This is a genomic window from Arthrobacter koreensis (genome assembly GCF_035792275.1).
Lineage (GTDB): Bacteria > Actinomycetota > Actinomycetes > Actinomycetales > Micrococcaceae > Arthrobacter_B > Arthrobacter_B koreensis_A.
Genome location: NZ_JAMWKK010000009.1, coordinates 100,059 through 118,819 on the forward strand (window position 1 = coordinate 100,059; position 18,761 = coordinate 118,819).

General features: G+C 66.0%; 15 protein-coding genes. 2 read left to right on the top strand and 13 right to left on the bottom strand.

What is annotated here, in order from left to right:
• Positions 1-32 precede the first annotated feature (32 nt).
• The 7 genes from galK to NGB94_RS10585 are packed head-to-tail and all read right to left on the bottom strand — an operon-like array spanning position 33 to position 10,755.
• On the bottom strand, positions 33-1,175 hold the full coding sequence (galK, locus tag NGB94_RS10555) for a galactokinase (RefSeq protein ID WP_325790587.1): 1,143 nt from the start codon (positions 1,173-1,175) through the stop codon (positions 33-35).
• Positions 1,172-2,326 carry a galactose-1-phosphate uridylyltransferase gene (gene galT / locus NGB94_RS10560; protein ID WP_325790588.1) on the bottom strand — a complete coding sequence of 385 codons (1,155 nt, stop codon included), beginning with the start codon at positions 2,324-2,326 and terminating at the stop codon, positions 1,172-1,174. Before galT ends, galK begins: the two co-directional genes overlap by 4 nt.
• Complete coding sequence (locus tag NGB94_RS10565; RefSeq protein ID WP_325790589.1) at positions 2,323-4,431, bottom strand: alpha-galactosidase; 2,109 nt, start codon at positions 4,429-4,431, stop codon at positions 2,323-2,325. Before NGB94_RS10565 ends, galT begins: the two co-directional genes overlap by 4 nt.
• The gene (locus NGB94_RS10570; protein ID WP_325790591.1) at positions 4,428-7,496 is read right to left on the bottom strand and encodes a glycoside hydrolase family 2 TIM barrel-domain containing protein; all 3,069 of its coding nucleotides are present in this window, start codon (positions 7,494-7,496) and stop codon (positions 4,428-4,430) included. The genes NGB94_RS10565 and NGB94_RS10570 overlap by 4 nt, the downstream gene beginning before the upstream one ends.
• A gap of 34 nt (positions 7,497-7,530) precedes the next feature.
• Positions 7,531-8,472, bottom strand: a complete 942-nt coding sequence (locus tag NGB94_RS10575; RefSeq protein WP_325790592.1) for a carbohydrate ABC transporter permease — start codon at positions 8,470-8,472, stop codon at positions 7,531-7,533.
• Positions 8,469-9,380 (bottom strand): sugar ABC transporter permease, encoded by a 912-nt coding sequence (locus NGB94_RS10580; RefSeq protein WP_325790593.1) that lies wholly within the window; start codon positions 9,378-9,380, stop codon positions 8,469-8,471. The genes NGB94_RS10575 and NGB94_RS10580 overlap by 4 nt, the downstream gene beginning before the upstream one ends.
• Before the next feature lie 19 nt (positions 9,381-9,399).
• A complete protein-coding gene (locus NGB94_RS10585; protein ID WP_325790594.1) occupies positions 9,400-10,755 on the bottom strand; it encodes an ABC transporter substrate-binding protein in 1,356 nt (451 codons plus the stop codon).
• A 250-nt stretch (positions 10,756-11,005) separates the two neighbouring features.
• Between NGB94_RS10585 and NGB94_RS10590 the strand changes: the two genes are divergently transcribed.
• Complete coding sequence (locus NGB94_RS10590; RefSeq protein ID WP_325790595.1) at positions 11,006-11,791, top strand: DeoR/GlpR family DNA-binding transcription regulator; 786 nt, start codon at positions 11,006-11,008, stop codon at positions 11,789-11,791.
• A 24-nt stretch (positions 11,792-11,815) separates the two neighbouring features.
• Here the strand turns inward: NGB94_RS10590 and NGB94_RS10595 are convergent, their stop codons facing one another.
• Positions 11,816-12,628 carry a lysophospholipid acyltransferase family protein gene (locus NGB94_RS10595; RefSeq protein ID WP_325790596.1) on the bottom strand — a complete coding sequence of 271 codons (813 nt, stop codon included), beginning with the start codon at positions 12,626-12,628 and terminating at the stop codon, positions 11,816-11,818.
• 120 nt (positions 12,629-12,748) lie between these two features.
• A complete protein-coding gene (locus NGB94_RS10600) occupies positions 12,749-13,591 on the bottom strand; it encodes a class I SAM-dependent methyltransferase (protein ID WP_325790597.1) in 843 nt (280 codons plus the stop codon).
• A 99-nt stretch (positions 13,592-13,690) separates the two neighbouring features.
• On the opposite strand from NGB94_RS10600, the gene NGB94_RS10605 reads away from it, so the two are divergent.
• A complete protein-coding gene (locus NGB94_RS10605; RefSeq protein WP_325790598.1) occupies positions 13,691-14,644 on the top strand; it encodes an alpha/beta hydrolase in 954 nt (317 codons plus the stop codon).
• Here the strand turns inward: NGB94_RS10605 and NGB94_RS10610 are convergent.
• The 4 genes from NGB94_RS10610 to NGB94_RS10625 form a co-directional block, all read right to left on the bottom strand.
• Positions 14,611-15,393: a glycosyltransferase family A protein gene (locus NGB94_RS10610; protein WP_325790599.1), complete on the bottom strand. Its 783-nt coding sequence runs from the start codon at positions 15,391-15,393 to the stop codon at positions 14,611-14,613. The two genes, NGB94_RS10605 and NGB94_RS10610, sit on opposite strands and share 34 nt — an antisense overlap.
• A gap of 130 nt (positions 15,394-15,523) precedes the next feature.
• Positions 15,524-16,147, bottom strand: a complete 624-nt coding sequence (locus NGB94_RS10615) for a malonic semialdehyde reductase (protein ID WP_325790600.1) — start codon at positions 16,145-16,147, stop codon at positions 15,524-15,526.
• A 93-nt stretch (positions 16,148-16,240) separates the two neighbouring features.
• Complete coding sequence (gene ligD / locus NGB94_RS10620) at positions 16,241-17,272, bottom strand: non-homologous end-joining DNA ligase (RefSeq protein ID WP_325790601.1); 1,032 nt, start codon at positions 17,270-17,272, stop codon at positions 16,241-16,243.
• Positions 17,273-17,363: 91 nt separating this feature from the next.
• Positions 17,364-18,626 (bottom strand): MFS transporter, encoded by a 1,263-nt coding sequence (locus tag NGB94_RS10625; protein ID WP_325790602.1) that lies wholly within the window; start codon positions 18,624-18,626, stop codon positions 17,364-17,366.
• Positions 18,627-18,761 lie beyond the last annotated feature (135 nt).

Below are 18,761 nucleotides of genomic sequence, written 5' to 3' on the forward strand. Positions count from 1 at the left end.
ACCCGCCCTTCTGCATGTCCCTGCCCCGCCGGTCAGTCTCCGCTGCGGGCGCCGGCCCCGGGTTCGACGGCGAAGACCTCGGGGTCCGCGTACCCGGCACGTTCGAACGAGCGTTTCACGGCAGCGCTTATCTGCCCGGCCTCGGCCGCATTCACGAGGGCCAGCGCCGATCCGCCGAAGCCCCCGCCGGTCATCCGGGCACCTGCGGCCCCGGCCGCCACGGTTGTCTCAACTGCCAGGTCGAGTTCAGGTGACGAAACTTCGAAGTCGTCGCGCAGCGATTCATGGCTCGAGGAAAGTACTTGTCCCAGCCCCCGGATGGGGCGTCCGGCTTCAAGATGCGCGACGACGGTGAGCACCCGGGCGTTCTCGCTGACCACGTGCCGCGCCCGCTGGTAGGCCTTCCGCTCCAGCCGGGGTGCCGCCAGGACCAGGTCCGGCAGGGTCAGCTCCCGCAGGGATGCCACCCCCAGGGTTTCGGCCGCGCGCTCACAGTCACGCCGGCGTTCCGCATAGCCGCCGGAATCATGCGCATGGCCCACCTTTGTATCAATAACCAGGAGCGACATTCCTTCACCGGCCAGGTCCAGCGGCACCAGCCGGCTTTCCCGTGACCGGCAGTCCAGGAACAGCGCGTGCCCGGCCTGGGACAGCAGCGACGCTGACTGGTCCAGGATGCCGGTGGGAGCACCGGCGAAGTCGTTTTCAGCCTGCTGGCAGAGCAGCACCAGGTCTTCGGCGGGCAGGCCGGCCCCGGCGAGGTCGTTCACCGCAAGGGCCGCCGCGCACTCTACGGCAGCCGAGGAGGAGAGTCCGGCGCCCACCGGAACGTCCGAGTCGAGGAGGATGTCCATGCCGGGTACGTCTATGCCGCGAACCCCAAAGGCCCAGTGCACTCCGGCCACGTAGCGGCTCCAGCCGGCAAGCCTTCCGGGGACAAGTTCCGCAACCTTGATTTCCGCCGCTGCACTGCCTGGTGCCGTGGTGGCCAGCCGAAGCACTCCGTCCTGCCGCGGGGCTGCAGCGACACCGGCGCGGCGGTCGATCGCCAGCGGGAAGACGTATCCCTCGTTGTAGTCAGTGTGCTCACCGATGAGGTTTACCCGTCCCGGAGCCGACCAGATGCCTGCCGGTTCATACCCGTACAGCTCCCGGAATGCTCCGCGGGCGTTCATGCGGCTCCTCCCCCGGCACCGGCACCGAAGGCCGGCAGGGCTCCGCGAAGCCGCGCGGCTGTCTCTTCCGGACTCACATCCGCAATGAAGGCACCCATTGCCGCTTCCGATCCGGCAAGGTATTTCAGCTTGTTCTCCGCCCGGCGCGGGGAGGTCACCTGCAGGTGCATCCGGTAGGAATCCCTGCCCGGGTGCTCAACGGGGGCCTGGTACCAGGCGGCAATGTACGGCGTAGGAGTCGGATAGAGGGCATCTATCCGGCGCAGGACGTCCAGGTACAGGCCGGAGAGTTCCTCCCGTTCCGCGTCAGTGAGCGAGGCGAGGTCCGGCACGCTCCGGTGCGGCACAACGTGGACTTCCAGCGGCATCCTGGCCGCATACGGGACGTAGGCCGTCCACCAGCGTCCCCGGGCCACCAGCCTGGTTCCCTCCCGCAGTTCCCGGCCAAGGACGTCCGCGAAAAGGTTGCCTCCCGTTTCGGAGTGGTATGCCTGAGCGGATTCAAGCTGGCGCAGGGTCCGCGGCGTCGCATACGGATAGGCATAGATCTGCCCGTGCGGATGGTGCAGTGTGACCCCAATTTCGGCACCGCGGTTCTCGAAAATGAAAACCTGCCCGACGCCGGGAATGCGGGAAAGCTCGGCCGTCCGGTGAGTCCACGCCCGGATAACCGTTCGCACCCGTTCCAGGCTCAGCCCGGCGAAGGACGCATTATGCTCCGGCGCGAACGCAACCACCTCACAGCGTCCGGCCGCGGGAGCATCCGGGCCGGCGCCGGGTCCGGCGGAGGCCGTCCCTGGTCCAAAGGCGGGAAAACGGTTTTCGAAGACCGCGACGTCGTACCCATGTGCCGGGATCTCCGTGGCCCGCTCGGAGCCGGAAGGACAGAGCGGGCACTCCGACGCCGGCGGCAGGTGTGTGCGGGTCTGGCGGTGCTCGGCGTAGGAGACCCATTCGCCGAGCAGGGGGTCGTACCGCATCCGGGGTGTGTCCGGACGCGGAGGCAGATGACGCGTGTCCGGGGACGCAGCCGCCGCGGACACTCCCGTTTGGGAGCCGGCGTCGAAGAAGTACAGCAGCTCGCGTCCGTCTGCCAGCTGCGTCCTGAGGGGTTCAGCCTGCGGTTCTGACCGGAGGGCAGGGGCGCTCATTCACCCTCCGTCCGGCGGACGTGCAGCAGGAAGGCACGCTCCGGGTTCAGGACCGGCATGGGCACGCCCGCGGCGCCCAGCCAGGCTCCGCCTGCTTCCAGGCCCGTTGAAAACCATGCCGGCGGCGTGCGGTGCAGGAAAGTGTGTGGTTCATCGAGTATCACTGGGTCCAGCCTATAGCGCGCGGCCGGGTCCAGGCCCGGAAGCGCGATGTTACCCGGGGTCTCGTCCGGGGAACTGTCCAGGGCAGCGAAGACGTACAGTGCTTCGCTGCGGTCGCGGGCAACAGTGCCGTACAGCTGGAGCCCCGGATCAGCCAGGTCCGCACGGACGGCGGTTCCCGTGTGGATCAGGGAGCGGTGCTGCTTGTAGAGCGCGATCAGGGCTGCCAGGAGTTCCCGGTCACTGCCCTGTGCCTCCCGGATGTCCCATTCCATCCCGAAGTGGCCGAACAATGCTGTCAGTCCCCGGAAGGCCAGGCCGTGGGTCCTGCCGGAGGTATGCGCCTGCGGCGGGCCGATGTGCTGGCCCACCAGTTCCGGGGGCAGCAGCCGCTGGGTCCATTCCTGGATCCGCTGGCGCTCCAGGGCGTCGTTTGAATCCGAGGCCCAGACCCGGTCCGCGAATTCAAGGACGCCCAGGTCAACGCGCGCGCCTCCGGAAGAACAGGCTTCGATCTCTACGAGCGGATGGCGGGCTTTGAGCTCGGCCATCAGCCGGTAGGCCGCCAGGGTCTGGCCGCGGGCAGAGGGCCGGCCCTGCGCCGCCATATCGGTCAGGTCCCGGTTCTGGTCCCACTTGAGGAAGGAAATGGCGTGGTTCTCCAGCAGGTCGTCCAGCTGCTGCAGCACGTGCTTGAAGGCATCCCCGTTGGTCAGGTCCAGCACCTGCTGGTACCGCCATTCCGGAGGCAGTTCGTCTGTGCGCGCCCGGCAGATCCATTCCGGATGGGATCGGGCTGTTTCTGAATCCAGGCTGATCATTTCAGGTTCCACCCACAGCCCAAACTCCATGCCCAGGCCGCGGACATGGCTGATCAGCGGTTCAAGTCCTTCCGGCCAGGCCTGCGCTGACACCGTCCAGTCTCCCAGGCCCCGCTGGTCGTCACGGCGGCCGCCGAACCATCCGTCGTCGAGGACAAAACGTTCGGTGCCCAGTGCGGCCGCTGTATCCGCGAGTTCCCTGAGCACCTCCAGGTCGTGGTCGAAGTAGACCGCTTCCCAGGTGTTCAGCACTACCGGCCGGGGCCGGCGCGGGTGGCTGGGCCGGGAACGCAGCCAGGTGTGGAAAGCGGCCGTGATCCCGTCCAGCCCGGCAGCCGAATGGGCACCGTAGAGCCAGGGCGTGGTGTAGGACTCCCCCGGTGCCAGTTCAGCTTCGCCCGGGCCAAACAGTTCCTCGGCTGCCAGCAGCCGGGACGGATCGGGGGTACGTTCGGCTCGTACCCGCCAGTTGCCGCTCCACGCGAAGTGCACCGCGTGTATCTCTCCGTGCCGGTTCCCGAAACCGGGAGTCCCGGCCGCGAGCAGCACGGGTGCGTCGTGGCCGGTGCGGCCGTGCCGCCCCTCGCGGGTCCAGGTCCCCTGTCCGAAGGGGAGCCGCTGGGGCGCCCGTTCCCGGGTCCAGCGGCCGGTGGTGTCCAGCAGCTCCCCGGCTCCGGACGCCGCAGGCAGGCAGACCGAAAGGTGCAGCAGCTGATAGGGCGCACTCCCTGTGTTGGTCAGTGTGTTCCGCTGCCGCAGCAGTCCGCCGGGCAGGATTTCCAGTTCTGTCTTCAGCACCAGGCCGCAGCTCCGGTCCGCGGCAGTGAGGGTCACTGCGGATTCCGATGCCTGCACCTCCGGGTTACGGAACCGGGGGGACGCATCGGCACGGTTCCGTGACCCGGAGACCAGCGGAGTGCCGCGCCAGCCTTCTGCGGCAGCAGGCCAGAGCGGATTGGCAGGGACGGGAAAGTCGTACCGCGAATTCACCACGGGCCCCGCGAGCAGCGCGGTCTGTGGAACCGGGCCGGGCAGTGCAGCTCCCCAGTGCAGGACCTGCGGTGCCCCGGCTGCGTCCAGGATGAGGGAAGTTCCGTCCCTTTCAAGTTTCACGGTGCTCATGGTTCGCGGTTCCCTTCCATGGTGTTGCCCAGGACCGCAAGGCGGATCCGCAGGCGGGCAGATACATCGGAGTACGTGTCTTCCGGCAGGACGTCGATACCGCAGGACCGGCTACCCAGCCCGTGCGCACCGGCGTCGAGCACCAGGTGCCAGTGGCTGGAAGGCGGGAGTTCGGCGTCGTGCGCTGCTGCGGCCAGCTCGGCGGCCGAATACGGCAGCAGCGTAAAGCCGGCCTCCGGCGGCGCCTGCAGCAGTTCCACGCGCAGGCGCCGGCCGTCGGAGAGCCCGGCTTCGAGCCAGCGGACGTTGCCCCGCCGCCCGTTTTCCTGCGGGCGGGGGTAGCGGGTTCCCAGGGCTGCGGCCGGGAGCTCGTGAACTGCCCAGTGCTGGGCGGAGCGGGAATCCGGGTAGGCCTCCCCCGGGCCGAGGCCAAGCCAGCGCACGGCTGCCGCATCAGCTATCAGCTCCGCCGGGAGCGTGAATTCAAGGCCGAGCCGAGCCAGCGGAAAGCCCCAGTCCGTCAGGGACGCCACGCGGGCGTCCAGTATCAGGCCGTCGCTGTGCGCTGTCCATTCCAGGCTGACGCTGAAGCCGCCCTTGCCGGAGGGTGGTGCGTACCGGTGCGTGACGGCAGCTGTACTGCCGTCCGGGCGCTGCAGGTCGTCGGTCCGCCTGCTGAGGCGGTCCAGGCGCGCGGCTTCCCAGTGGTCTGCGAGGGCAGTCACGGGTCCCGGGGCCGTTCCGGCATAGCCGTCCCAGTCGAAACCCTCAGGCTGCTCGGTGCGCAGTTCCCGGTTGGGTTCAATCGTCCCGCGGTCGTTGTCCGTAGGTGCCCGCCACGGCAGCAGGACCGGCCCCGCCAGGGGAATTCCGGACAGGGTTTCCAGGAGTCCGTTCGGGCCCAGGTGCAGCGTACCGCCGGCGTTATGTCCCGGTTTTGATTCCCCGCTCCCGGCTTCGACGCCCGGTGCATCGGCAAGTACCCGCTGGCCCCAGGCGACGCAGTGTCCGGGCGCGGCCCAGGCGAGGGGCCCGCTTGCATGCACCGAAACCCTCAGCGCGGCACCCGATGCAGGGGGCAGTGCCATGGCATCCACGGCCTCCGGCGGCAGCGGCACTTCCAGGTGATCCCGTGCACCGACGCCAGGCAGCGCCAGCGAACCGCCGGCAAGGACTTTGCCTTCTCCGTCCCGCACCTCCCAGGCAAAGTCATAGCCGTCGGAACCCGCGAAGTCCTGCCGGTTGGTTACCCCCACTGTGTGCTCCCCTACGGCCACCCGGAAGGGCTCGAACACCTTGGCCAGTTCCACCAGGCCCGGACTCGGCGTTCCGTCTGCAAAGGCCAGCCCGTCCAGGACAAAGTTCCCGTCATGGACCGGCTCGCGGAAGTCTCCGCCGTAGGCCACGGCGTCCCTGCCGTCGGAGGTGTACGCGGCAAGGCCGTGGTCTTTCCATTCCCAGACGAACCCGCCGGCGAACCTCGGGTAGGTCTCCATCAGCTCGTCATACGCCGCCAGACCGCCGGGACCGTTGCCCATGGCGTGCGCATACTCGCAGAGCAGGAAAGGTTTCGACGCCACCCGCGCTGCGGCCGCCGGTTCCATGCCGGGAATCGGGTTGCCCGCGGCGATCGACCGGCATTCCTGGACAGTGGGGTACATGCGTGAATACACGTCGGTGTATTCACAGGTCCGGTCCCCCTCGTAATGGATGGGGCGGCCGGGGTCGGCTGTGCGAAGCCAGTTGGCCATGGCCGCCAGGTTCCGGCCCGTACCGGATTCATTCCCCAGCGAGAACATGATGATGCTCGGGTGGTTGGCGTCCCGGGTCCAGGTGCGCTGGATCCGGTCCATCAGGGCCCCTGCCCAAAGCGGTGAGTCAGCAGGGTTGTCCTGCCACTCGGTGAACACAAAACCATGGGTTTCAAGATCGCATTCGTCGATCACCCAGAAACCAAGTTCGTCGGCCAGGTCCAGCAGGTGGCTGGCAGGCGGATAGTGGCTGGTGCGAATGGCATTGATGTTGTGCCGTTTCATGGACTCCAGCTCCGCGCGGGAGAATTCCTCCGTCACTGCACGGCCGGTCCGGGGATTGAATTCATGGCGGTTGACCCCCTTGAGGCGTACGGGCACACCATTCACCAGCAGGCGCCCCCCGGTTGCCTCGACGGTCCGGAAACCCACCCGGACCCGAGCCCGTTCGCCCGGGCTCTGCACGGACAGTTCGTACAGGCGCGGTGTCTCTGCGGTCCAGGGGTCGGCACCCTCCACCGCGACCGTGTGCGGTTCCGGCGAGCTGAGCTGCACCCGCAGCCCCAGTTCAACGATTTCCGCGGTCAGCGGATAGGCCTCAGGCGCAGCCTCTGCGCGTAGGGTAAGAGTCCCTGTGCCGGCGTCGTACCCGGTTTCGGCGAGCAGGTTGCGGATGCCGCGGCGCGGCTGGCCTACCAGTGTGACCGGGCGGATAATTCCGGGCAGCCACCACTGGTCCTGGTCCTCCAGGTAGCTGGCAGCTGAAAACTGGTGGACCCGGACCACCAGCCTGTTGCCCGTGGGCTGCAGATACCCGGTGGCGTCGAATTCATGGGTCAGCCGGCTGCCGGATGCATCACCGAGTTCGACGCCGTTCAGCCACACCTTGAAGGTGGACTCAACGCCCTCGAAGCGAAGCAGCACTGCCTCCATCGCTCCGGCCTCTGCCAGGGCTGTGCCCTGGAGGTCGAACTTACGAAGGTAATCACCCGTCCCGTTGGCGTCCGGGACAAACGGCGGATCCAGGGGGAAGGGATACTGCACATTGGTGTACCAGGGGCTGCCAAAGCGGTTCTGCTCCCCCAGCACCAGCGGTCCGTTGGCGGCGTCGAGCATCCAGTGCCCGGGTACGGCAACGGTGTCTGGAAACAGTTCGTTGACGGGATCCGCGGCAGATTGGGCAATGGACGGGCTCCAGCGGAAACCCCAGCTGCCGTCCAGGCGGACTTCGGGGCGGTCGGATTCGAAGGATGCGCGGGGAGGAAGGGACCCTGTGCCCGGCCCGGGATGGGCATAGTACGGAAGGACAGCCACGTGGACCTGCTTTCTGGAGAAGGCGTACAGCCGGCTATTTCGTGGAACCCATTGTGAGCCCGGCTACGAAGTGCTTTTGGAGAAGGACAAAGATGATGACCGTCGGAAGGGCCACCAGGATCGCTGCGGCGGCCACGAGGTTGTTGTCCGTGAAGAAAGCGCCCTTGAGGTTGTTCAGTGCGCTCGTGACCGGCATCTTGTCGCCGTCCCGCAGCAGGACAAGCGCCCAGAAGAAGTCGTTGTAGATCCACGCAAACTGGAGTGTGCCAAGGGCCGCCAGCGCCGGTCTGGTGAGCGGCATGACAATCTGCGAGTACTGGCGCCACACTCCCGCGCCGTCCACCTGGGCAGCTTCGGTGAGTTCGTGGGGCAGCGCCCTCATGTAGTTGCTGAGCACAAAGACGCAGAATCCCATCTGGAAGGCCACATTGATCAGGATGATTCCGAGCTGGCTGTTGTAGAGCCCGAGGGAGAGGAACAGCCGGTAAAGCGGTGTGATGATCACCTGCTGCGGCAGGAGGTTCGCAGCCGTGAAGAACATCAGCAGGGCGATGTTGAACCGGAAGCTGAAGCGGGCCAGCACAAACGCAGCACAGGACGCGGCGAACAGCACCAGGACCACCGCCGGAACGGCGATCAGCAGCGAGTTCAGGAAGTACTTGGGCAGCTCGGCCTGCGACCACGCTGTGGCGTAATTGTCGAAGGTCAGGGTGTCCGGCAGGGATACGTAGCCCTTTTCCGCGGTTTCCGAGTACGGCCGCAGGGACGTGTACAGCGCCCACAGCAGGGGCAGCAGCCAAATGACTGCCCAGAGCGCGAGGCAGACATGCAGCACCACCCGGGCCGCCTTCACGCGCTGCGTGCGCTGGGCGGGAACCCTGTCCTGTCCGGTCTTCCCGGCGGCCCGGGGTGTCTCGGGCCGCCCGGCACCGCGGGCCGGTTCGGCTGCCCCTCCTGCCTGCAGTGTGTGGCTCATGCCGTTTCCTTCCTGAAGGTCTGCACCAGGTAGGTGATGATGAAGGCAAGGGAAATAAGCAGGAGCACGACGGCGATCGCCGAGCCGAAGCCGATGCGGCTGGCCTCCCCGACGATGTTGTTGGTGATCAGCACCGAAAGCAGTTCCAGGCCGTTGGTTCCCTTGTTGATGATGTAGACGATGTCGAAGGCACGCAGCCCCTCAATGACGGTCACCACCAGGACCACGATGTTGATGGGTTTCATGGCCGGGAAGACCACGCGGCTGAACGTCTGCCACTGGTTTGCCCCGTCGAGGGCCGCCGCTTCCTTCATGGACGCGTCCACCCCCTTCAGCCCGGCCAGGTAGAGCACCATGATGTAGCCCACGTGCCTCCAGCCAGCCGCCACCAGCACGGCCGGCAGGTTGATGGATGAGTCCCCAAGCCAGTTGACCTGCAGGCCGGACAACTGGTTGATCAGCCCCTGGTCCTGGGAGTAGATCAGGGTCCAGATAAAGCCGACCAGCGCCAGCGAGAGCACAACGGGCAGGTAGAAGATGCTCTGGTAGAAGCGGCTGCCGCGGATCGACTTATCCAGGATGACCGCCAGCAGCAGGCCCAGCGGAGTGGCGATCAGCGCCAGGGCCAGCAGCCAGACGATGTTGTTCCGCAGCGCCGGCCAGAACGGCGGGTAAATGGTGAATGCCTGCGTGTAGTTCTCCCCGCCGACCCATACCGGGGCCGTCACGCCGTTCCAGCGGGTCAGGGAAAGGAACACCGAGGCCAGTGCCGGCCCCCAGATGAGGCAGGCAACCAGCAGTGCCGGTACGCCCAGCATCAGGACCATCACCAGGCGGTCGCGTGCGGAGTATTTGCGCACGCGGCCACGGGGGCGGCGGATTCGGGCGGCGGAAGGTAGGGCGCTCATGTTTCTCGGCTCTCGGTTCTCAGTCCACGAAGATGGATTTCTTCTGCGTCTCGATGTCCGAGAGCACACTGTCCACGTTGTCCGGGTCGTTGATGAAGGCCTGCAGGGACGGAATCATCACTGTGGAGGCAAAGTCCGGCCGGGTGTCCCGGTCCATGAACTGGGCGATGTGCTTCGCGGATGAAACCAGTTCCATGCCCTTCTGCTGCAGGGCCGTGTACCCGGATGTGTCTGCACCGTTGACGGGGGCGATGAGTCCCTTGTCCGAATCAGTGTTGATCTTCTGCGCCTCCGGAGATCCCAGGAACTCCAGCAGGTCCATGGCGGTCCCGCCGTTCTGCGTGGTGGCGCTCATCATGAATCCGTCGATGGGCGCGTCGATGCTGTCCGTGCCGAAGTCCGGGTTGATTTCAGGGAACGCAAAGAAGTCGAGGTCCTCGAGGGCTTCTCCGCCTTCGGCATCCTGGAACTGCTGGGAGACGAACATGCCCAGCAGGTACGTTCCGCTGGTCTTCTGCAGCAGACCCTGTGCGGCTTCCTGCCACTCCCGGCCCAGTGCGCCTTCCTGGTGGTAGGGCATCAGCGTCTTCCAGGTCTGGAAGACTTCCTTCACCTCGCCTGATTCCCAGGATTCCTCCCCTGCGAGCAGCCGTGTGTGGTAGTCGTATCCGTTGATGCGCATGTTCAGGATGTCGAAGGTGCCCATGGCTTCCCAGCCGCCCTGGTCGGCGAACCCGATGGGCACCAGCCCGTCCTGCTGCATGGCCTTGGACAGCTCGATGTACTCATCAAGGGTTTTCGGGATGGTGTAGCCGTTGTCAGCGAAAACGGACTTCCGGTAGAAGACTGCCCAGGGGTAGTAGGACAGCGGCACGAAGTACTGCTTTCCGTCGCTTGCGGTTGCGGCGTCCTTGAATGACTGGCTGAAGCTGTCGCCGAAGTTGTCCCACACGCTGGAAATGTCTCCGGCAAGCCCCTGGTCCGCGAAGAACTTCATCCGGTAGCCGCTAAACCATGTGAAGACGTCGTCGGGGTCGCCCTGGAGGTAACTGTTGATCTGTTCCTGGAAGGTGTTGTGGTCAACGGTGTTGATCTTCACGTCCGCACCGGAGGACTCCATGAACGCATCCATGATGTTGGCGTAGGCGGCCTTCGGGACGGCGTCGGACTGGTTGGAACCAACGGTGATGGCTCCGGTTCCGTCAGAGGTTGAACCACCGCCGCCGCAGGCGCTGAGCGCGGCCATGGCACCCAGTCCAAGTGCGCCGCCCAGCAGGGAGCGCCGGCTGACATCCAGCCGTGCTGCGGCGGAGAGCGAAGAGGGGGCCGGGGAAAGCGGACGGGAAACTGCGCGCGGGTTGAAACGGGGTGCCATAGCGTCTCCTTTGATTCGATGGCAGTGCCTGAAGGTGTGGAGGTGCGGATCTGAACTCAGAAAGCTCACAGATATCAACAGGGTCGATCAGATTCCAACGCGTTCTCGGAATGCCCACACTATGGCACAGGTCACAGTGGCACGCAAGAACCACATCTGACCGGCTGCAACACACCGCAGCGGCGATGTTCGATTGTGTTGATTCGGCGTTAACTCTCTGGCACGCTGGTGCCCTAAGAGAGGAAACCGCATGGCAGAAATGCTCCCCGCCCAGCGTCAGCAGCGGATCATCGACCGGCTGAATACTGATGGCCAGGTGCGCGTCAACGAACTTGCTGCTGCCCTGGGTGTATCCGACATGACGATTCGCCGTGACCTGACGGAGCTGGAGGGGCGGGGTGCGCTTGTCAAAGTCCACGGCGGAGCCACGCTTGAAGCGGCCGCAACCAGCCTTGAGCCGGGTTTCGCAGCAAAGCTGCAGCGCGAATCGGCGGAGAAGGCTGCTATCGCGGAACTCGCGGTAACGATGATCAGGCCGGGCATGTCAGTGGCACTGAATTCCGGGACCACTACCTTTGCCCTGGCGAAACGGCTGGCCGGAATCCAGGACCTCACCGTGGTCACCAACTCCCCGCGGATTGCGGACGTGCTTTGGCAGGCCGATGATGCCGGCCAAACGGTGATTCTGACCGGCGGTGTACGCACCCCGTCCGATGCGCTTGTGGGCCCCCTGGCGCTTTCAGCCCTCAGCCGGCTCCACGTCGACCTGTGTTTCATGGGGGTTCACGGCGTGACACTGGAGGACGGGTTCACCACGCCCAACATGCTGGAGGCGCAGACAAACCAGGCGTTCATCGCCTGCGCGGCCCAGGTTGCAGTGCTTGCCGACCACACGAAGTGGGGCACCACGGGCCTTTCCCAGATTGCACCGGTGACGGGCGCCGACTACCTGTTCAGCGACGGGGGACTGCCGGAGAAAGCCCGGACAGGCCTCCGCCGGGTGATCGACGTCGTGCAGACGGCGCCTGCCGCGTAGGTACGGTGCTGCGGTAGCGCAGCGTTAGCCGGTGATCTTGTACTTGGCCCGGTCTGCCTCGTCCAGGACCATCTGCTCTTCGGGCGTCATCGCTGATCCGCCGCGGCTCACCGGCATCCACCAGGCGCCGTCGGGCGCCTTCTCGGGATAGGTGTCGATGCATTCGTCGATTCCTGCCTGGAGGATCTCCTGAAGGCGGGCAGTCTCTTCGGGGACCGAGGCGGCGGGGTCGATCTTCAGCGGCTCGCCAATGTGGATGCGCACCGGGGTCTTCCACACTGCCTTCAGGCTCAGCCCGTGTCCGCGGGTGAGCATCCTGTGCCCGCCCCAGACGGAAACCGGAATGACCGGCACACCGGCTTCCGCCGCCATGCGGACTGCTCCGGTCTTGAGCTGCCGGACCGTGAAGCTGCGGCTCACGCCGGCTTCCGGCAGGACGGCAAGGTAGTCGCCCCCGTGCAGCTTCTCCACGGATTCGGTATACGCAGCGGCACCGTTCGAGCGGTCCACGACCACGTGCTCACACCAGTCACAGACCGCCGCAACGAACTTCTTGCGAGCCGCCTTCTTGGTGACGAGGAAACGCATGTGCACCTTCAGCTGCTTCCAGAGCAGGTACTCGGCGAATACAAAGTCCAGGTAGCCGAAGTGCGTGATCGCTACGACGGCGCCCTTGCCCGGCTCCACTTTGCGGTCCAGGCCGCGGATGATTCCATCCGCCGGCAGGTGCTCAAGCCCGGATGGAATGACCTTGACCCGGAACAGCTTCACTGCTGCGACTCCGGCAAAGACAATGGAGCGGTAGACGTACTTGTTGGGCCGGCGTTTCGGGGGCACAGTCGACTCCTAGGCTGGGAACGGGACAGCACTGGCAGTTTATCGCCTGCGCTGCACTGCCGGGAAACGGCATCCCGCGGTCACCGTACTGCCATGGCACGGCGGACAGAGTGCGCCTGGCTAGCCGGCTGCCGTTCCTCGCAGCAGGAGATACTCCCAGTCCATTTCAATACCGCCGTCTGTGCTCCGGGCATGGCGTTCAGCCAGGGACGACAATTCCCGGTCCAGTGCAGCGCTGCGTTCTGGGTCTTCCCTGATGCCGCGGTAAACCCCCACTACAGGGCCGAAATTGGCCTTGAAGAAGTCCCGGAAGTGGTCCGGGTCCTCGAACCTGTCCACGGTGACCATCTGTTTACGGCTCTGCCAGTCCTGAAACGCACCCGGTTCGAACAAGCCGGCCACGTAGTCCTCCCTCCCCCACAATGGCGGGCCGGGTACCGCTGCCTGAGGCGGCTGGTAGTCACGCATGATGGCGATCAGCTCACCGACGAAGCCGTCCGGCGTCCAGTTCAGCAGGGCTATGGTTCCGCCCGGGCGGCAGACGCGGAGCAGTTCTGCCGCCGCCTGCCGGTGGTCGGGAGCGAACATCACGCCAACGCAGGAGATAACGGCGTCGAAGGTGCTGTCCGGAAAAGGCAGGTCCTCTGCGTCACCCTGGAGCCAGTCCAGTTCCACGCCCCGGGCACCGGCAATGGCCTGTCCGGCTGCGAGGAGTTCGGGGGTCAGGTCCAGCGCCACCACGCGGGCACCGGCCTGCGCGGCCGGAATGGACGCGTTTCCGGTACCGGCGGCCACATCCAGGACATAGTCCCCCGGCCCAATTCCGGCTTCGGCAGCCAGCACCGCACCAAGTTCGGGCACGACCTCGCCGGCAACGCTTTTGTAGTCGCCCAGGGCCCACATTCGGCGGTGCCGGTCCTTCAGTTCCCGGGACGGATCGGGACGGGACTGGGGTGTTTCCATGGCTCATTCTCCTGTTCCGGCAATTCTGATCTTGCAGCTGCGGGCTGTAAAGGAGTGCGGAAACCTTCGCCAGGGCACCCGCGCTGGCTATCGTGAGGTATGGCCCTTCCGGATGGCGAGGCACCCAAGGCGCCCGACGGCGCTGCATACGGCACTGCCGCACCACCTGCAGCCGAACTCGATTCCCAGCTTGGTTCAATCGACTGGTCCGTACTGCCTCCGGGCGCGGTCAGGCTGGCACTGGATGCCCCCAGCGGACAGCTGGCCGCATCCGCTATGGGTCAGCCGGGTAGGACTCCGGTGGTGCTGGTCCCCGGTGTCATGGGGTCCAAGGAGGACTTTTCCCTGCTGATGCCTCTGCTGGCTGCGCAGGGATACTACGTATTGGCCTACGACCTTCCCGGACAGTATGAGTCGGCCGCTGCCGGCCCTGAGAACCTTTCGCCGCCCCGCAGGCATTACGACTATGACCTGTTCGTGGAGGACCTGCTTTCAGTCCTGGACAGGTTGGTCGAACCCGCACACGTCCTGGGTTACTCGTTCGCCGGGGTGGTTGCCGAGCTCGCGCTGCTGCGCAGGCCGGAGCTGTTCCGGACCCTTACGCTGATGAGCGCCCCGCCGGAGCCGGGGCTGGCCTTCCGCTCCGTCAGCATCCTGGGGCCGTTCTCGCCTCTGGTCTCCGGCCCGGTCAGTGCTGACCTAATTGTCTGGGGTGTGAAGCGGAACTTCGCCAGGGTGCCGCCGTCGCGCATGGATTTTGTGCGCCTCCGCTTCCGGTACACCCGCAGGCAGTCCATCCGCGACATCATTACGCTCATGCGCAGCGTCCCGGATGTCCGGTCTCGGCTGGCGGCCCAGCCGCTGCCGAAACTGGTGGCGGTCGGCGAACACGACGTGTGGCCCAACCGGGTCCATGCCGGGTTTGCCCGGGCTATCAAGGGCCGGCTGGCGGTGTACCGCGGCGGTCACAGTCCCTGCGAGACCGCTCCCAACCAGCTGGCCCGTGATCTGCTGGCCCTCTACGCGGACGCGGCCCCGCCCGCCGCTCCGTAGGCACCGCCGGGCCGGTGCGCGGCCTGCCACTGCCGGCGCTGCCTGCGCCGTGTCAGCGGGCCCTGCTGGCGGAAGTCTGCAGCGAAAGTTGTCCAGGCCATGGAGAGCCGCCGCCCGAGCCCGGACCAGCTCTCAAGCGGACGGGCGGATACTCCCACCCGGAGTGAATCCACCCAGAGAACATTCATGTCCGGTGCCACCTGCCAGCTCAGGTCCAGATCGTCGTGAATCCTGGAACTGGAGCGGTGCACCCCCTCGCGCATGCGCTTCCACATGGATGCGGGGAGGGCGAAGTTGGATCCGAAGATGGGCGGGTGGCCCATCAGCAGGTTCATTGACCACCGGTAGCCGGCAATGTAGAGGTGTTCTGCGATCCAGCGGGTCAACCGGTTTCCGCCGTAGAAGTTCCCGGGCCCGGTGACTACGGTGAGCGGGCCGGACGCTTCCACCAGGGCTTCGATCCGCTCCAGCCAGTCGGACGGGGGAACCGAATCAGCGTCCAGCCTGGCCAGCATCTCGCAGCCGGCAGCGTCGAAGCCGCAGGCGGTGGCCGCGGCGACTCCCGGAAGCGATTCCGCTACCCGGCGGACCCCGGCTGCCTCGCAGACTGCGGCCGTGTTGTCTGTTGAATCATTGTCCACGACCACGATTTCGTCTGGTGCCCGGGTCTGCCGTGCCAGTGCGGCCAGGCACCTTTCGAGGAATGCGCCGTCGTTCCGTGCGGGTATCACTACTGAGATGGTTGCCATATCCCCTGCTCTCCGGCCTACGCAATCGTCCCACCGGCCAGGCAGGGGGCGGAAGGCAGGCAGGACGGGCAGCACCTCCGGGAAGCAAAAAGGGCCGGCGGCTGCCGGCCCTTTCCGGGTGTCTCCGTGCTTAGAGCGTGACGGTCACTTCGTCGTAGTCGTAGCGGGGCAGGCGGTCGAACCAGGGGTTCTCCCCCGGCTTGCCCACGTTGATGACCATGAAGGTGCGGCGGTTGCTGCCGGCGTGGAATTCGGCGTCGATCCCCGCGGCGTCGAAAGCGCCCATCGGACCGGCGGCCAGGCCCACGGAACGGACGGCCATGATGAAGTAGGCGGCCTGCATGTGGGCGTTGTTGTTGCCCATGATGCTGCGCAGTTCGTCGTTGCCGTCGAACATTGCCTTGCGGTCCGCAGCGTGCGGGAAGAAGGTGGGGAAGCCTTCATGCCATTCGGTGTCGAAGCTGAGCACGGCCACCGCGGGGGCGGAAGCGGTCTTGGCCTGGTTGCCCTCGGCCATGTGCTTCACCAGGCGCTCGCGTGCTTCCGGAGAGTTCACCCAGGTGATGCGCATCGGCTGGATGTTCATCGACGTCGGGCCCATCTTCGTCAGTTCGTAGATGGCCCGCATCTGCTCTTCGGTCACAGGTTCGGAGCTGAACGTGTTGGCGGTGCGTGCTTCCAGGAAGAGCGTGTCGAGGGCTTCGCTGTCCACGACGAACGGATCCTGGCTGGTCTGGGTGGTGCTGTTGCTCATGGAGACACTTTCTGGTTGGCGAAGTTACCAGTGTTTGTTAACACCGCCGCCGCGCGTCCGCTTCCCGATAGCCTCCGTGATGATCCTCACATTTCAAGCCTCCGGCAGGTCCATCTTGCGCCGGCTCGGCTGCACCCGCGGGGGTTCCCCGGGCATCTTCGGGTAATCAGGAGGAAAGGGCAGCTCCCCCAGCCCGCTGTCCAGGTCCCGCTGCCACCATTCCAGCAGCGTGTCGATGCTGCCCTGCCGGTTCCCGAATCCCGCCCAGGGATCGCCGGTCTCCGCCAGCCGGTCCGGCACGGTGGCAACCGTGAAAGCCCGGGGATCCACATTTTCAAGTTCGTCCCAGGTGACCGGGGTGGAAACGGGGGCATGCGGCAGCGCACGGGGGCTGTAGGCACCGGCCATGGTTCGGTCCCGGTTTGCCTGGTTGAAGTCAACGAACACCTTCTCGCCGCGCTCCTCCTTCCACCACGACGTCGTCACCTCCTCCGGCATCCGGCGTTCGAGTTCGCGGGCGGCTGCGATCACGGCGTGCCGGACATCCTGGAACTCTCGCACGGGTTCAATCGGGGCAAAGACGTGCAGGCCGCGGTTGCCCGAGGTCTTGATGAAGGCCTCCAGCCCTGCTTCGGCCAGCACTTCGCGCAGGGCCAGTGCCGCATGAACGGCGTCGTCGAAATCCGTGCCCGGCTGGGGGTCCAGGTCTATGCGCAGCTGGTCCGGGTTGTCCGGGTCTCCGGCCAGTGAGGGCCACGGGTGGAACACCACGGTGTTCATCTGCACGGCCCAGACGGCTGCCGCAGGTTCATCGATGACGAGCTGCGGATGCGAACGGGCGCTGGGGTACACCACCATCACGTCCCGTACGTAGTCCGGAGCGCCCTTGGGCGGATTCTTGGAGAAGAACTGTTCGCCGTCGATGCCGCCGGGAAAACGCTGCAGGGACAGCGGCCGGTTGCCGTTGGCCGCGGTGAACGCCTCCCCCACCGCCACCATGTAGTTGGCCAGATCCAGCTTGGTGAACCCGGATTCCGGCCACAGCACGCGGTCCGGGCTGGAGATTCGAACCTCCCGGACGCCGTGGGGTCCGGGCACGGAAAGGGTGGTTGCTTTGGCCGCCATGTTCCGCAGGCTACCTGCTGCGCGCGCCGCTGTCAGCGCCGGGTGCCCGGACATTCCCGCATCGGACGGCGGTTGCCTGCGGCTGCAGGCCTCAGGCAACAGCGTTTCTGCCGGCCAACCGCCCGTGCACAAAGTGGTACAGGACCATCGCCGCAGCCACGACGGCGGTCAGGACGGCGTACATGCCGGAGAAGCCGGTGAGCGGGATGAGCAGGCCCAGCAGGAAAGGACCCAGGCCAATGCCGGCGTCGAGCATCAGGAAGAACGTGGACGTGGCGATGCCGATGCGGTGGTCCGGGGCCACGGTCACGGCGATCGCCTGTGCCGTGGGCATCAGGGCTCCGAACCCCATTCCCACAAAGGCTCCGGCAAGGGCCAGCACGCTGGTGTTGGGCGCCCATGCCAGGAGTCCCAGCCCAATCGCGAAGGACGTCAGGATGGGATACACCACGGCGTTATCCCCGTGGATGTCCTGGAGCCGTCCTACGACAAAGCGGGAGATGAACACGATTCCGGCGTAAATGAGGAAAAAGGCCGACGCCGCTGCCACCATGTCCTTCTCCTGTGCGTAGGAGTTCAGGAAGGTGAGCACTCCGGAGTAGGCCGCTCCGGCCACCAGCATGACCGAGGCGACTGCCGCTGCACGCGGTTCAAAGAAGTCCGCCGGCCGCATGCGCCACTTTGCGGCGGTTTCGGCTGCGGTGAGTGTCCGTTCGGGGAGTCTGAGTGCCAGTGCCGTCAGCAGGGACGCGGCAGCGCATGCTGCGGTGACCATGTACAGGACGTCATAGCTGGTGCGGTCCACCAGGAGCACGGCCAGGAAGGGGCCGACGGCGGTGGCCAGGGTAGCTGAAATCCCGAAATACCCGGTCCCCTCGCCCCGGCGCCCGGCCGGGATCAGTCCCATTACGGAGGCTGAGATGGCCGTGCTGGCCAGGCCAAAGGCAGCGCCGTGCAGCACCCTGATGGTGATGAGGACCCCCAGGGTGCCTGCCGGGATGTAGAAGAGGGCGGCCACGGTGTACAGCAGCAGGCCGGTCAGCAGCATCCTGCGCCGGCCCACGAAGTCCAGGAACTTCCCCGCGAAGATCCTTGCCGCGAGTGCACCGAGCACAAACGAACCGGTGGTCAGGCCGGCAGCAGTGTCCGAGGCTCCGAACCGTTCCACGGCATAGAGGGCCATGGACGTCATCAGCAGGTAGAAGACCAGGGAGATGAAGAAGTTGACGGCGATCGCCAGGCTGAAGGCCCTGGTCCACAGCGGGCGGACAGCGGCGTCGTTCCCGTTCCGTGAGCCGTCCAGCGGCAGTTCGCCCCTGTCCGCCTGTCCCTGATGTTCGCCTTCTTGCGGCAATGTGCGCTCCGTTGTCCGTTTGTCCTTTTAGGTTGCCTAACCCAACCACCTAACGCTACGCCGGTTAGCCACAGAGGGAGGAATCGGTTGCGCCCCCCCCCCCCCGGGGTACGCCCGGGCTGCGGATTAGCGCGG

Bases quoted from the DNA above. Each gene is read 5' to 3' on its own strand.
- NGB94_RS10585 (WP_325790594.1), bottom strand. From the start codon at position 10,755: ATGGCACCCCGTTTCAACCCGCGCGCAGTTTCCCGTCCGCTTTCCCCG.
- NGB94_RS10575 (WP_325790592.1), bottom strand. From the start codon at position 8,472: ATGAGCCACACACTGCAGGCAGGAGGGGCAGCCGAACCGGCCCGCGGT.
- NGB94_RS10600 (WP_325790597.1), bottom strand. From the start codon at position 13,591: ATGGAAACACCCCAGTCCCGTCCCGATCCGTCCCGGGAACTGAAGGAC.
- NGB94_RS10615 (WP_325790600.1), bottom strand. From the start codon at position 16,147: ATGAGCAACAGCACCACCCAGACCAGCCAGGATCCGTTCGTCGTGGAC.
- NGB94_RS10610 (WP_325790599.1), bottom strand. From the start codon at position 15,393: ATGGCAACCATCTCAGTAGTGATACCCGCACGGAACGACGGCGCATTC.
- NGB94_RS10590 (WP_325790595.1), top strand. From the start codon at position 11,006: ATGGCAGAAATGCTCCCCGCCCAGCGTCAGCAGCGGATCATCGACCGG.
- NGB94_RS10580 (WP_325790593.1), bottom strand. From the start codon at position 9,380: ATGAGCGCCCTACCTTCCGCCGCCCGAATCCGCCGCCCCCGTGGCCGC.
- NGB94_RS10565 (WP_325790589.1), bottom strand. From the start codon at position 4,431: ATGAGCACCGTGAAACTTGAAAGGGACGGAACTTCCCTCATCCTGGAC.
- NGB94_RS10605 (WP_325790598.1), top strand. From the start codon at position 13,691: ATGGCCCTTCCGGATGGCGAGGCACCCAAGGCGCCCGACGGCGCTGCA.
- galT (WP_325790588.1), bottom strand. From the start codon at position 2,326: ATGAGCGCCCCTGCCCTCCGGTCAGAACCGCAGGCTGAACCCCTCAGG.
- ligD (WP_325790601.1), bottom strand. From the start codon at position 17,272: ATGGCGGCCAAAGCAACCACCCTTTCCGTGCCCGGACCCCACGGCGTC.
- galK (WP_325790587.1), bottom strand. From the start codon at position 1,175: ATGAACGCCCGCGGAGCATTCCGGGAGCTGTACGGGTATGAACCGGCA.